General features: G+C 57.2%; 15 protein-coding genes and 2 pseudogenes. 1 reads left to right on the forward strand and 16 read right to left on the reverse strand.

The genetic code is table 11. The annotated features are described in order from the left end of the window. The 12 genes and pseudogenes from FY206_RS05605 to FY206_RS25535 all read right to left on the reverse strand — a co-directional run. The gene (locus FY206_RS05605; protein ID WP_023336794.1) at positions 1-477 is read right to left on the reverse strand and encodes a JAB domain-containing protein; all 477 of its coding nucleotides are present in this window, start codon (positions 475-477) and stop codon (positions 1-3) included. Between the two features lie 15 nt (positions 478-492). Continuing rightward, the gene (locus tag FY206_RS05610; protein WP_000211838.1) at positions 493-951 is read right to left on the reverse strand and encodes an antirestriction protein; all 459 of its coding nucleotides are present in this window, start codon (positions 949-951) and stop codon (positions 493-495) included. A gap of 97 nt (positions 952-1,048) precedes the next feature. Next, positions 1,049-1,288: a DUF905 domain-containing protein gene (locus FY206_RS05615; RefSeq protein WP_000194654.1), complete on the reverse strand. Its 240-nt coding sequence runs from the start codon at positions 1,286-1,288 to the stop codon at positions 1,049-1,051. A 76-nt stretch (positions 1,289-1,364) separates the two neighbouring features. After that, entirely contained in the window at positions 1,365-1,832 is a 468-nt protein-coding gene (gene ykfB, locus FY206_RS05620; RefSeq protein ID WP_001581459.1) for a protein YkfB, read from the reverse strand. A 23-nt stretch (positions 1,833-1,855) separates the two neighbouring features. Further along, positions 1,856-2,299, reverse strand: coding sequence for a YfjS/YafY family lipoprotein (locus tag FY206_RS05625; protein WP_000824223.1), 444 nt, complete (start codon positions 2,297-2,299; stop codon positions 1,856-1,858). Next, entirely contained in the window at positions 2,299-2,535 is a 237-nt protein-coding gene (gene ypjK / locus FY206_RS05630) for a protein YpjK (RefSeq protein WP_001144031.1), read from the reverse strand. Before ypjK ends, FY206_RS05625 begins: the two co-directional genes overlap by 1 nt. A 40-nt stretch (positions 2,536-2,575) precedes the next feature. After that, complete coding sequence (locus FY206_RS05635; RefSeq protein ID WP_006812588.1) at positions 2,576-3,277, reverse strand: DeoR family transcriptional regulator; 702 nt, start codon at positions 3,275-3,277, stop codon at positions 2,576-2,578. Positions 3,278-3,493: 216 nt separating this feature from the next. After that, positions 3,494-4,315 carry a DUF932 domain-containing protein gene (locus FY206_RS05640; protein ID WP_000197389.1) on the reverse strand — a complete coding sequence of 274 codons (822 nt, stop codon included), beginning with the start codon at positions 4,313-4,315 and terminating at the stop codon, positions 3,494-3,496. Between the two features lie 91 nt (positions 4,316-4,406). After that, entirely contained in the window at positions 4,407-5,270 is an 864-nt protein-coding gene (locus FY206_RS05645) for a GTPase family protein (protein WP_001065553.1), read from the reverse strand. Between the two features lie 154 nt (positions 5,271-5,424). Further along, a pseudogene (locus FY206_RS05650) lies at positions 5,425-6,006 on the reverse strand (IS3 family transposase); the annotation flags it as partial. Then, positions 5,964-6,392: a hypothetical protein gene (locus tag FY206_RS25530; RefSeq protein WP_032638336.1), complete on the reverse strand. Its 429-nt coding sequence runs from the start codon at positions 6,390-6,392 to the stop codon at positions 5,964-5,966. The pseudogene FY206_RS05650 and the gene FY206_RS25530, both read right to left, overlap by 43 nt. Before the next feature lie 48 nt (positions 6,393-6,440). Beyond that, positions 6,441-6,658, reverse strand: a pseudogene (locus tag FY206_RS25535) (PadR family transcriptional regulator); the annotation flags it as partial. 239 nt (positions 6,659-6,897) lie between these two features. Between FY206_RS25535 and FY206_RS05660 the strand changes: the two are divergent. Next, entirely contained in the window at positions 6,898-7,668 is a 771-nt protein-coding gene (locus FY206_RS05660) for a siderophore-interacting protein (RefSeq protein WP_007372176.1), read from the forward strand. Positions 7,669-7,771: 103 nt separating this feature from the next. On the opposite strand, the gene FY206_RS05665 is transcribed toward FY206_RS05660, so the two are convergent. From FY206_RS05665 to dhaK, 4 genes are all read right to left on the reverse strand, one after another. Further along, positions 7,772-9,421 (reverse strand): glycerone kinase, encoded by a 1,650-nt coding sequence (locus FY206_RS05665; protein ID WP_007372177.1) that lies wholly within the window; start codon positions 9,419-9,421, stop codon positions 7,772-7,774. A 74-nt stretch (positions 9,422-9,495) separates the two neighbouring features. Next, a complete protein-coding gene (dhaM, locus tag FY206_RS05670; RefSeq protein WP_023336797.1) occupies positions 9,496-10,914 on the reverse strand; it encodes a dihydroxyacetone kinase phosphoryl donor subunit DhaM in 1,419 nt (472 codons plus the stop codon). A gap of 10 nt (positions 10,915-10,924) precedes the next feature. Next, the gene (dhaL, locus tag FY206_RS05675; protein ID WP_023336798.1) at positions 10,925-11,557 is read right to left on the reverse strand and encodes a dihydroxyacetone kinase subunit DhaL; all 633 of its coding nucleotides are present in this window, start codon (positions 11,555-11,557) and stop codon (positions 10,925-10,927) included. A 10-nt stretch (positions 11,558-11,567) separates the two neighbouring features. Further along, entirely contained in the window at positions 11,568-12,638 is a 1,071-nt protein-coding gene (dhaK, locus tag FY206_RS05680; protein WP_020077889.1) for a dihydroxyacetone kinase subunit DhaK, read from the reverse strand. Between the last annotated feature and the right edge of the window lie 35 nt (positions 12,639-12,673).

A 12,673-nucleotide genomic window follows, 5' to 3' on the forward strand; every position in this document is an offset into this window, starting at 1 on the left:
TCAAAGCAGACCGTGTTCTGCGAACGAATAGATTTGCCTGCCACCGACAATCAGATGGTCAGGGACACGGATATCCACCAGCTGAAGCACCTGAAACAGTCGCTGCGTGAGGGTTTTGTCGGCCTGGCTAGGTGTCGTCTCGCCGGAAGGATGGTTATGCGCGAGTATCACCGCCGCCGCGTTGAAGTGCAGAGCACGTTTGACCACCTCCCGGGGATGCACCTCGGTGCGGTTAATCGTGCCGGTGAAGAGCGTTTCATGGGCAATCAACTGATTCTGGTTGTCCAGATACAACACCCGGAACTCTTCCCGCTCAAGCGCGGCCATATGCAGTCGCAGCCATTCACGTACGGCGTGGGTAGAGGTGAAGGCTACGCCGGGCTCATGCAGGTGGCGGTCCAGAGCCCTGAGCGCCCGCTGAATGAGACGCCGGTCCTGTGGCGTCATCTCGCCGGGTAAAAAGGAAAGCTGTTTCATCTGTTGCTCCTTCGGTCAGTCGATAATACGCAGAATGGCGTGAGCCTCTGGATGTTGCATGGCATACTCCCGCAGGCGGTAATAGTGTGCGGTCATCGCGTCACATTCTGTACGGCAGGCATGGTGGCTATACGCAATCAGGCAGACAGCAATACCTGCTGCTTCTGCACTCATTTGGGCATCGTTACCGTTCAGGCAGTTAAACAGACGCCATGTCTCATCGTTGTCAGGCTCGGGGGACATAAATGCGCCGCCATTGCTGAGGGTGTAGAACGACCAGATACCACCGCTGTAGCCCTCACAGAAGCGGTCCATCCAGGCGAAGATATGCGGCTCCAGGAGTAGCCACTGCGGGATAGCGCCAAAGTACTGTGGCCAGAAATCGATACGCTGTTCATCGGGGACCGGCGTGACGGTCAGTTCAAATTCGGGTTGGTTAGCGGGTGCGAGGTCGTGCTGCGTCTGTGTTGTCATGGGTATGTCTCCGTCAATAAAAACGCCAGCGGCGATGGCTGGCGTATGGGGATATAAAGTGTGTTCGGGGAGGTGAATGCGGGTAAATGCTTCGCGATCAGCGGGTGGCCGTGTCTGTACGGATGCCTGAGGTGCGGATATAGCGGTTAAGACCTTCACCGGCATCCGGCTCAAAGTTCCATGCCCGCCAGACCATCCGGCCTTCAGTATCACGAACCACCAGACGGAAGTGACTGCCCTGGTCGTCTTCGAGTGTGATATTGCTGTACGTGGTAGTGACCGCTTGCGCTTGTCTCCGGGTGAAAGGCCCCGGTGGCAGCAACACGGATTGGGTCATTTTCGGGCTCCTGATAAAAGAAAACCCCGGCAGCCTGCTAGCTGTCGGGGTGGATTTGCTGGGGAAGATACTACTATCAGTCGTTGCTGCAGTCTCCGAGAGTGGACAGAACTTTCTCAGCGTTCTTCCGGTCCGCAGTGAAGGTCCCTGCTTTGTGGTCATTGACGTAGACGTCGAACTGCCCGGCCTCAGAGATATTGCTGATGAAGTCAAACCAGGCGTTATCGCCGTTACGCCAGCCCAGGCTGGACGGAATAATGTACTGCTGGTGATCCATCACTACGGTGATAGTAGTGTCGTCATCGTGCGAACTGACCATCTTGTCATCGGCAAGGGTAAGAAAGACTGAATGCTGATAAAAACCATTCTGGTCCGGGTTACCTGTGCAGTTGATGGTAAACGTCTTCCCGCTGGCTTCGGTCACACTGTATTCCGTATTGCCCTGACCGTAACCCTGCTGCCAGAACCCCGGGATAGCAGAGGCATTAAAGCTCGCGAGCAGTACACCCACCAGCACAAACCGACTTAGTGAACGTATTGTCATTTCTGTTTCCTTTATCGTTGTTTTTATTCCTGATTGTCAGGGTTCGAGGGTATCAGTAGCTGCCCCATCAGTTTGCCGTCATGGGCGTACTCAAAGTATTTTTCTTTGGTATACGGGTCCGTCACCTCCTGGTATTCCAGTTTGATGTTATCGGCAATACACAGCGCATTCATCAGTGGCTGGACGGTTTTTTCCTGCATATCCACGAGGTAGTAGTAACTGCCATCCTCGCAGCCATCGGGCGACTGGCGGGTACGTAAAACCTGCAAGGTGGGACCGGATAAGTAGTCAACCTGTGACCATTCTTCGCTGACATCATCCTGGTGGCTGACCACATCACTGAAACGCGGTGGGGTGAGGTCCTTAAATTTACTGATGGCCTTCAGGTCATCACTTCTGTCATCGCATGCGATGAGAAACAGAGTGGTGGCAACCAGCGCCAGCAGAGGCAGTGTTTTACGTTTCATTATTTTTTTCCTGAAATCAGACGAACCACTTTGGCAAAGACATAAATGCCCACGAAAATACCCACCGGCACGCCGACGAACGGTGTTAGCGCGACACTGGCAGCACCGGCTGCGCCACCTCCCGTCAGCAGTGCGGCAACAGTGGCAAGGGTCAGGGCCGCGAGACTGTCGGACACCCCGGTTTTGTTCAGAATGATGACGATGACAACAATGGCGATAATGGCAATAACGGGCATAGGGCTCCTCCCTGTTGCCGGGTTGATAACAACGCTTGCGCTATTCTGGTGAGCTGTTGGCCGGAACAAACGTAAGCAGTGACTGCTGGATAAAGCGAAAATGGGGTAAGGACTGAATAAAGCCCGGGTCTTCAACAAGACGACACAGACTGTCGTTACGCCGGAAAGTCTCCTGCAGGGGCTGAACCAGATGGATTTCATCCAGGGAGAATACGGCGATATGTCCGTCGTGCTCTGCCACCAGATACCAGGCCTGCTGGTGGATAAGTAACCGGCAGGGAGCCAGCCGCTCACAGCGCTGCCCCTCGGCAATCAGAGTCACCCGCCTGCGCCCGGTAATGGCCTGAATCAGTCGCCAGAAAGACAATGCGCCTGATGGCGAAGGAGCCGGACTGGCGGGTGCGATTACGCAGGGAGACTCATCGCACATCAGCAGTGCGTTTACCAGACGACGGTCAAAGCCAGGGAAAAGACCGGCCATCCCGCTGCGGTGGGCAAAGATAAGCACGTCGGGCACCATCTGCGTCTCACTGCCCGCAGTGCGTAAGCGGCAATATCCGGACTGATACTCCAGGTCCAGATACATCAGCCGCTCACGAAAATCACGCCGCAGCGTGCGCACCGACACACCAAACTCAGCGGCAAGCTTACGCACACTCAGCGTTTCCCCTGCCACCAGACGGCTGATTATCAGTGACAGCCTGACAGCCAGCCGGTCATGGCGGCGTTCTGCCTGTGTCATGAGACGTTCTCCGTGAAAGTTAACTGACTGAAAATGATGTGATTACTTTAAAGAGGGGGTCGGACAGGGTATGGACACCACAGAAACTATTTTTCATTTCTGCAAAAGCCAGAGGCAGCGGGGGTTACAGGCCTTCCCTCGGTGAGTGAGGACCGTCAGCACGGTGCGATGCGGACAGGTGGTGTCCGATATTAACAAAGCAGCAACATTAAACGGTCACTGCAGTTGCGTGAGCAGGGCTTCCGCCATCACCCACAGTGCCCGGTTAAGTTTCACGTCCCCGTCGATACCGCGAACGGCACGGGTATGTGACCGTCCTCCTTTGGCATTACGGCCACTGAGCCCGCCCTTAATCAGGTTCTCCTGAATACGCTGGTACGTGGTCCACAGGTCATTGCTCTCATCCTGCCAGCGGCGAGGGGAGAGGATCTGCGATTCAGTCACCGGCTGGTGGTCTTCACCAAAGCGGTATGTGAGGGCGGCTTTTGCCAGTGCCTGCTGTGCCGGGGGTGGCAACAGCAACGACTGCATGGCATCCCGTTTCTCCTCCACCCGGTCAAAAATCCCCAGCACCTCATACGCGCCTTCAATCACCTGACTCACCACGTCCCCCTTGTGTGGCACCCGCACCTCGCCAAACGACTCACCGCAGACGAGCCCGTTCTGACAAACCGCACGAAATAGTCCCGGCAACATCTGATACGAACTGGTTCCATCGTGAGAGTTGAGTAGAATAATTTCCGGCACCTGTTTACCGGTGATCTGCCCTTCCCGCCGCAGACGCAGCATATGCTTTGTATGTTCACGACGACCCGGGTCACGCACTCGGGTCTGACAGGCAAAGAATGGCTGGAAGCCTTCTCGCTGTAGGCTGTCGAGCAGGGAGATGGTGGGTATATAGGTATAACGCTCACTACGGGACTCGTGTTTGTCCTCACTGAATACACTGGGCACTACGCGAAACAGCTCTTCACGGGTTAACGGACGGTCGCGACGGATAAGGTTTGCTGCGCCAAAGCGCGAAGCCAGACGGGTCATAAGCAGACTCCTCATAACGGGAAAACAAATAAAAGGGATCCCCGTCGCATCGGCGACAGGGGCAGGGAAGTAACAGGGATGGGTTAAATACTCAGAAGAAGAAATCCCAGACGGCGCGGGCCACTGACACCACCGTGGTGCGCACGGCCTGAATGACGGCCCGCACCGGGGCGGGTATCAGGGGAAAGGCACTGATGCTATCGAGTACGGCCCCGACGGTTTCACCAAAATCGCTACGAGCCTGTTCCCGGACTACCGTCGTGCGAAAGGAAGGATGGAGTTGCGACACCACCGGGCTGGTGGCCTCACGTGGCAGGCACTTAATCATCCGCTCGGCCATCACCTTAAGCCCCCATTGTAGACGGACCGACACAGCACACACCGGATGGACGGGCTGGAACAGCTCATGCAGCAGGCAGATTTTGCGGCTGATATTCTGCTTCTGCGCCGTGGACAACTGTCCCCCACCGCTGGTAGGTTCGGCCTTATCCGACTGGCTGATAACAAACAGCACCTTATGCCGGTATACCTCTCCAATCACCTGATGATAAAAATGTTCATCCACCGTCAGCGCCCGGTCATCGGCCTTAATCAGCCACAGTACCAGGTCGAGGCGAGGAAGCTGTTCGCGGTACAGCGCAGCATACTCGGTATCGCGAGCGCCACTTTCGCCCACGCCGGGCAGATCCATCAGCGTTATATAGCGGTCGCCGACTTGCAGGCGAAAGCGCAGTGGCTCACGTGTACAGGCCGCCACATCGCTGACCGGTGATATATCTCCGGCAAACAGGGCATTGCACAGACTGCTCTTCCCAACACCGGTTTTACCCATAATGCCGATCACTGGCTCGTAGTTAGTTAACTGGTTAATTTGCTGCAGAAGCCGCTCTGATACCCATTGCGGCAGATCAGCAAGCGATTGCTGAAACGACTTCAAACCTTCAGAATTATTCATCACTACTCCTCTGAAAAATAATAAAAAACGGTAGAATCGTGAGATTCCGCCGTTAATTGCGTATGTTCAGAGTGATGATATATATCTGAAGATTTTTTCAATCCTCTGCGCTTGAGGCAGCTGCGCGACTGCTGGCTGAATCGCCACGGATAATTTAGACACTTCCGAGCCGTTGATAATACTGGTTTTCATATTCTGTCGGTGACATCTGATCGCTGGAACCATGCCGACGCTTACTGTTATAAAACATTTCGATGTAATCAAAAATATCGCTGCGGGCTTCTTCCCGCGTTCCGTAGATCTTTTTCTTTATCCGTTCGCGTTTCAACAACTGGAAAAAGCTTTCTGCAACCGCATTATCATGGCAATTACCGCGACGGCTCATACTGCCCTCCAGCCCGTGTGATTTCAGGAACGACTGCCACTCATAGCTTGTGTACTGACTGCCTTGATCAGAATGAACCAGCACCTGCTTTTGAGGATTACGTCGCCACACGGCCATCAGAAGTGCATTCAGGACAATATCCTTTGTCATCCGGGGCTGCATTGACCAGCCAATAACTTTGCGCGAGAACAGGTCAACAACAACAGTCAGATACAGCCAGCCTTCGTGAGTCCGGATGTAGGTGATGTCCGTTACCCAACGCTCATCCGGTGCTTCCGGGTTGAACTGCCGCTGGAGCCTGTTGGGCGTCACGATGCTGGTTTCACCCTTACGTGCCCGTGGGCTACGGTATCAATGGCTTCAATGAATGGGGTTGCTTGGTCTACATCTAGCAGTAGACCGTACGCATCGGTCACTTCCCATCCTTTAGTAGGTATTTTTTCAATACGTTCGCCGCGCGCACCCGCGCGTAGCCATAGCAACGGCGCAATGCGAACAAAGGCCAAGTTGTGGCTAACCGACTTCTCAGCTTCGTAGGTCAGAGTGAAAAACTCGGCATTTTCCTCAAAACCGTCAGACATTGGGAACTCGTCTGTAAACCTATAATTGCCCTTAATCGGTTGTTCATTCGGCGTTTTGCCTGTGATAGCAGCTTGTACACGTGGTTTGGTGATATAATCACAGATCCCCCACTTTTCCCAATCAGGATCTCCAGGCCTTAAGCCCTGTTCGCGCAATTTTTTCTGTTCGTCGGCAGCGACTTCGTTGTTAGTGACGGAGATGCACTGGCGACGACCACCACCTCCGCCGCGACCGTGGCGGCGTCCGCACCCTGTTCGTGGTGATGTTCCTGGTGACAGCCTGCGTGGCGATGCTCTTCACTTTTGCAGCAGCCTGCATGGTGCTCACTGTGGCGGCTTTCGTGGTGATGTCCTTCACCCTTGCAGCAGCCTTCGTGTTGGTGCTCTGTATGTTTACAGCAACCTTCATGATGGTTTTGCATCATCGTCTCCTGATGTTATTTAGATATATCTAATTTATATCTAAAGTTTATCGACTTGCAAGTCTATAAAATAATTTTTGTTTAATTTGATGATTATTAATGGTTTTTATGGATTGCTGATAGCTGTTTAATCTCAAGCTGACTATATCAAAAAAGTGCTTGCAATCTTTTTGATTAGCAATCATTATCATTTAAAAATAAATTTAGATATATCGTATTATCTTCACGAAGGCGAAAAAATGACAAAAAACACCTCACGCTACCCACAGCGCGTGCGTAACGAACTACGTTTTCGCGAATTAACCGTGCTGCGCGTTGAGCGTATCGGCCAGGCGTTCCAGCGGATCGTGCTGGGGGGCGAGGCGCTGGATGGCTTTGTTTCACAAGGTTTTGACGACCACACCAAACTGTTTTTCCCGCAGGCGGGCAGCGTATTTACGCCGCCGGAAGTGACCGACGAAGGCATTAACTGGGGCGAGGGCGTGCGCCCGGCGACCCGCGACTACACGCCGCTGTACGATGCCGAACGCCACGAGCTGGCTTACGATTTTTATATCCACGATGGCGGTATTGCCAGCCGCTGGGCGCTGGAAGCCAACATCGGCGATAAGCTGGTGATCGGCGGGCCGCGCGGCTCGCTGGTGGTGCCGGAAGATTACGCCTGGCAGCTTTATGTCTGTGACGAGTCGGGCATGCCGGCGCTGCGCCGTCGCCTGCTGGGATTACGTCAGCTGCCGGTGACGCCGCAGGTGACGGCCATCGTCACCGTCGCGGATGCTTCGTATAAAGATTATCTGGCGGATCTCGACGGCTTTAATATCGAATGGGTGGTAGGCCACAACCCGGCGTTCGTCGCCGAGCGGCTGGCTCAGGTCAAGGTGCCGTCAGAAGATTATTTTATCTGGCTGACCGGAGAAGGCGGCGTGGTGAAATCGCTGCTGGCGCGCTTTGAGGAGCCGAGTATCGATCAGCAACTGGTGCGTTCGCAGGCGTACTGGCATAGCAAATAATCGGCAGTGTGGTAAACCCGGATGGCGGCGCGTTGCGCCTTCTCCGGGCTACCTTTCAATGGTGTTATGTCGCCCCGGTAAGCGCAGCGCCACCGGGTGAGGCTTAGCGTTCCGCCAGCGCCTTAAACACCATCGCCACCGCGTGGGCGCCGGGGTCCATATTGCCGAGCAGGCTCTCGCTATTGAGATAGGAGGCGCGTCCGGCGCCGGCTTTGCTCGACTGGCAGGTGCGATCCGCGCCGGCCTGCGCCGCGGCGAAAGCGGCCTGCAGATTATCCGGTTCGGCCAGCAGCGCCGCCAGCGCCGGCTGTAGAGCGTCAATCATCGTCCGGTCGCCCTCATCGGCGCCGCCGTAAAATTTCATCTGCCCCAGACCGGCGTTCAGCGCTTCCGCCATGCTGGCGCCTTGCTCCAGCTTCTGCCCGGCGGCGGTGAAGAAAATCGACATCAATACGCCGCTGGAGCCGCCCATCACCACCGTCAGGCGTTCGCCAATTAGCGCGAACAGCGTGGGTAAATCATTGAGCGGCAGTTGCTGGCGTTGCAATAGAGCGGCAATCTCACGCGCGCCAGCGGCGAAAGTGGAGCCGGTATCGCCGTCGCCCACTTTGGCGTCAAGCGCGTTGAGATGGGTTTCGAGGCCGGAGAGGGTGCTGGTCACCTGCGCCACGTAATCGCCCACCTGCGGGTTGGCCGATGGCGTAAAGGCGACGCGTGCGCTGGCGAGCGCGGACGGCATGATATTAACAGCCCGCGGCTGCACCGGCTTCTGCCAACTGGCGGTTTCGACATCCGACAGCAGCGCCTTTTCAATGCTCTCTTCCAGCACGATAGTGGTCAGCGAGAAGCCTTTCATATCCAGCGCCGTTACCAGCGAAGCCGGGCCAATCAACCAGTCAACGCGCGCATGGAGTGGGGTGTTGGCCAGCTCGCGGGTCAGAATCGCCATCTCGGCCACCGACACGCCGCCGAGATTATTGAGCATCACCGCCAGGCGGCCGGTTTCAGGTAGGGCGGCGGTCAGCTTCTCTACCATAATCTGCATGATTTCCGCGCTGTTATGGGTCGCGATCGTCGAGGCTCCCGGTTCGCCGTGGATGCCCATCCCCAGCTCGGCGTGGCCGGGCTGATGGCGCGGCGCGCTTTCCGCTTCCTGCGGCAGGTGACAGCTGGCCAGCGCCACCCCGATGCTGGCGGTATGGTTGGCGGCGTATTGCGCTTCACGCAGGACGGTGGCGAGGTTGAAGCCGCGCTCGGCGAAATAGCCCGCCACCTTATGCACAAGAATAGTCCCGGCGATACCGCGCGGCTGTTTGTTATCCGGCAGCGAAATATCGTCGCCGACGATCAGCATCTCTACGTTATAGCCAAGACGGCGCGCTTTCTCCGCCGCGAGGCCGAAGTTAAGCCGATCGCCGGTGTAGTTTTTAACGATCAGCAGACAGCCCGCCTCGCCGGTCACCGCCTGAATCGCGGTGAGTACCGCATCGACGCTCGGCGAGGCGAACAGATCGCCGCAGACCGCGGCGGTCAGCATGCCTTTACCAATAAAGCCGACGTGCGCCGGTTCGTGTCCTGAACCGCCGCCGGAAATCACCGCCACGTTGTTTTTATTCAGATCGCGGCGTACCACTACACGGATCGCCGGGTCGCTCTCCAGGCGGGCGAGGTTGTTCCACGGGCTGGCAATAATGGTTCCCTCGATCACGTCGTTAACGAGGCTGGCGCGCTGGTTAAAAAAGAATTGAGACATAGTGGTTCCTGATCAGTAAGCGAAAACTCACCCTCCGGAGGCGGGCCCCCGGAGTGGTAACGGTCAAAGTGGATTTAGCGACGAATAAGACGTTGCAGACGCATATCGAGCGTGATGGCTTCGCCAGGCTGAATATCATTCAGCGCTTCGCCCTGCTGGCATAGCCAGGCGATCCCCGCCGCGCGGGCGATAATCGCGCCGTGGGCCTGTTCGCTGCCGTCGCGCAGGCACAGGCCGGTGACCTTGCTGGCATCCAGTTGGAGTACAGTCGAGGGATAAATATTGTCGGCGATAATAATCGTCGGCTCACTGGCGAATGGCAGCGTCTCCTTAATACCCTGCAGATGGCGCAGCGTGCGCTGCAGAATATCGTCGACATCGATATAACGGGCCTGCAGATAGGCGTCATCCAGCTGACGATACTGCTGGCTGAGCTCCATCAGCACTTGATGCCACGCCCATTCCGCCGAGCACTGTTCGGTGAGCAGGCGATCGTTGGCGGCATCAAACAGATCTTCATCGTCGAGCAAGGTGTGATGACCGGCGAAGATCGCCGCGATATCGGCGTTAAATTTGTGTTCCGCCAGCTCGGTGAGCGCATTGAGATCGGCCAGCGTCTGGTCGATCGCCTGGCGCAGGCGCTGCTGCTCGCGGGCGATGTCGGCGGCGGCGGGGAGCGCCGGTTGGATCGGCGCCTGCGGATAAAGCATCGCGGCGCCTTCAACACGCGCAGGTATGGCGGGTTCCGCTGTCGGCTGCGCCTCCGGCGACTCGCCGAAGTTATCGGCGGCCAGCGCCTGAAACGCCGCCAGCGCCGCATCGGCGTCCGGACCGCGGGCCAGCAGGCGCAGCTTATCGTGGCGGCGCACCTGTAGCAGAGCGATTTGATTCAGACTGTCCGGGGTGACGCATTTGCCGTTTTTCTCCAGCACCAGGTCGGCGTTAAAACCCGCCAGCGCGGCGACCAGCTTTGATGCCGGACGCACGTGCAGGCCGTTGTGATTGTTAATAATGACTGAAACCGATTTAGCATCGCCGTCGTCAGCAAGCGTTGGGGCGGCGGCGTCAGGCGTGTGCGAAGGTAAACCCAGCTGAACCCGCTTGGCTTCCAGGGCGTTCATGGCATCGGCGATAACTTTGTCGATCCCGGCGCCGGAGGCGGCGCTGACGGTGGCCGCCAGCGTCCCTTCGACCAGCGGCGCGGCGCACAGCCGCACCTTTGCCGCCATCGCCGGATCGAGCAGATCGAGGGCGGTTTCGGCGCTGAGCAGGGCGCTGCCGATATCCATCATCACCAGAACATGGTCGGTATCGGCGACGGATTCGATCGCCTCCATGACTTTAATCGGATCGGTGCCGATCGGGCTGTCGGGATCGTCGATCCCGGCGGCGATCGCCAGCTTACAGCCATCGTTCATTAACATCTGCCGGGCCAGTTCTCCGACACCTTCGCCCAGCCGGGCGCTATGAGAAACAATAACCAGGTTTACCATCGCGATTTCCTTACTCTTTGGCGGCGGCAGCCAGCATCTGAACCATAAACAGCACCGAGGTCGCGCCGGGATCCTGATGCCCGATGCTGCGCTCGCCGAGATAGCTGGCGCGGCCTTTACGCGCCTGCATGGTGATGGTGGCGTGGGCGGCGCGCTCGGCCACTTCGCAGGCGGCATCCAGCGCGGCAGGGATAGACAGATGTTGCTCGCTGGAATGACGCAGGGATTCCACCACCGGCAGCCAGACGTCGCACATCGTCTTATCGCCCGGCTCCGCTTTACCACGGTTGACGACGCCGTCCGCGCCTTCGCGGATCATCTGATAAAGCTCGTCGAGGGTCAGGCTCTGATGCGCCTGGGTGACCTGGGCGGCGCGGATAAAGAAGGTGCCGAACAGCGGGCCGCTGGCGCCGCCGACGTTGGAAAGCAGCGCCATCCCGGTATTCTTGAGAATAAAACCGATGTCTTTATCGGCGATCGACGGCAGCTTTTCGACCACTTTGCTGAAGCCGCGATGCATATTGAGGCCGTGGTCGGCGTCGCCGATCTCTTTATCAAGGCCGGTGAGAAAATCGCTCTGTTTGGTGAAAATGTCGCCACAGCGGTACAGCCAGTCGACGATTTGCGTTCTGTTCAGTGACATGTCGTGCTCCTTATTTTCCCCAGTTCAGCGCTGGGGTATGGACCGGGGCGTCCCATAACGCCAGCGTGTCATCATCCGCTTTCAGCAGGGTGATGGAGAAACCCGCCATATCCAGCGAGGTGCAGTAGCTGCCGATGAGGTTGCGTTCAATCACAATGCCGGACGCTTCGCAGCGCTGGGCAAGGCGGTTGTAAACGCCGTACAGTTCGGAAAGCGGGGTGGCGCCGAGGTTATTGACCAGCGCGATAACCCGATCGCCGTTTTGCAGCGCGGTTTTGCTCTGTTTCACTTCCTGCCACGCTCCCTTGACGTTATCCCACTGGCGCAGCGTGCGGCTGTATGCGCCGTTTTCCAGCAGGGTATCGAACATCTCATCGACGGTTTGGTCGAGCGAGCTGAAGCGGCGGCGGTCGATACCCGGCTCGCCATGGATGCCGACGCCGAACTCCATCTCATCATCTTTCAGGGTAAAGGAGGGCTGTCCGGCGGCCGGTACGGTGCAGGCGCCCAGCGCGATGCCAATCGAGTGACCAAGGTTATTTAAACGGCGGCCCAGTTCAGCGCAGGCTTCCAGCGAGTCGCCGCGTTCGGCGGCGGCGCCGACCAGTTTTTCAATCAGCACGGTATTGGCGACGCCGCGGCGTCCGGCGGTATAGAGGCTGTCTTTTACCGCCACGTCGTCATCCACCACGACGGTGGTAACCTTAACGCCACTTTCGTGCAGCAGCTCGGTGGCGGTCTCAAAATTCAGGATGTCGCCGGTATAGTTTTTGATAATCAGCAGGACGCCTTCGCCGCCGTCAATCTGCATCGCGCATTCGAACATTTTGTCCGGCGTCGGCGAGGTGAAAATTTCCCCCGGACAGGCGCCGGAGAGCATGCCCTGGCCGATGTAGCCGCAGTGCATCGGTTCGTGTCCGCTGCCGCCGCCGGAGAGCAGCGCCACTTTGCCGGCGACCGGTGCATCAGCGCGGGTGACATAGACCGGGTCCTGGTGCAGCGTCAGTTCAGGATGCGCCTTCGCCAGGCCGATAAGCTGTTCACTCAGTACATCTTCCACACGGTTAATCAGTTTTTTCATTGTTTATGCTCCGTAGGGTAGGGGGAGGTCGCCTG

Source organism: Enterobacter chengduensis, assembly GCF_001984825.2.
GTDB lineage: Bacteria > Pseudomonadota > Gammaproteobacteria > Enterobacterales > Enterobacteriaceae > Enterobacter > Enterobacter chengduensis.

Bases quoted from the DNA above. Each gene is read 5' to 3' on its own strand.
- FY206_RS05660 (WP_007372176.1), top strand. From the start codon at position 6,898: ATGACAAAAAACACCTCACGCTACCCACAGCGCGTGCGTAACGAACTA.
- FY206_RS05635 (WP_006812588.1), bottom strand. From the start codon at position 3,277: ATGACACAGGCAGAACGCCGCCATGACCGGCTGGCTGTCAGGCTGTCA.
- ypjK (WP_001144031.1), bottom strand. From the start codon at position 2,535: ATGCCCGTTATTGCCATTATCGCCATTGTTGTCATCGTCATCATTCTG.
- FY206_RS05665 (WP_007372177.1), bottom strand. From the start codon at position 9,421: ATGTCTCAATTCTTTTTTAACCAGCGCGCCAGCCTCGTTAACGACGTG.
- dhaK (WP_020077889.1), bottom strand. From the start codon at position 12,638: ATGAAAAAACTGATTAACCGTGTGGAAGATGTACTGAGTGAACAGCTT.
- dhaM (WP_023336797.1), bottom strand. From the start codon at position 10,914: ATGGTAAACCTGGTTATTGTTTCTCATAGCGCCCGGCTGGGCGAAGGT.
- FY206_RS05615 (WP_000194654.1), bottom strand. From the start codon at position 1,288: ATGACCCAATCCGTGTTGCTGCCACCGGGGCCTTTCACCCGGAGACAA.
- ykfB (WP_001581459.1), bottom strand. From the start codon at position 1,832: ATGACAATACGTTCACTAAGTCGGTTTGTGCTGGTGGGTGTACTGCTC.
- FY206_RS05610 (WP_000211838.1), bottom strand. From the start codon at position 951: ATGACAACACAGACGCAGCACGACCTCGCACCCGCTAACCAACCCGAA.
- FY206_RS05605 (WP_023336794.1), bottom strand. From the start codon at position 477: ATGAAACAGCTTTCCTTTTTACCCGGCGAGATGACGCCACAGGACCGG.
- FY206_RS05625 (WP_000824223.1), bottom strand. From the start codon at position 2,299: ATGAAACGTAAAACACTGCCTCTGCTGGCGCTGGTTGCCACCACTCTG.
- FY206_RS05645 (WP_001065553.1), bottom strand. From the start codon at position 5,270: ATGAATAATTCTGAAGGTTTGAAGTCGTTTCAGCAATCGCTTGCTGAT.
- FY206_RS05640 (WP_000197389.1), bottom strand. From the start codon at position 4,315: ATGACCCGTCTGGCTTCGCGCTTTGGCGCAGCAAACCTTATCCGTCGC.
- dhaL (WP_023336798.1), bottom strand. From the start codon at position 11,557: ATGTCACTGAACAGAACGCAAATCGTCGACTGGCTGTACCGCTGTGGC.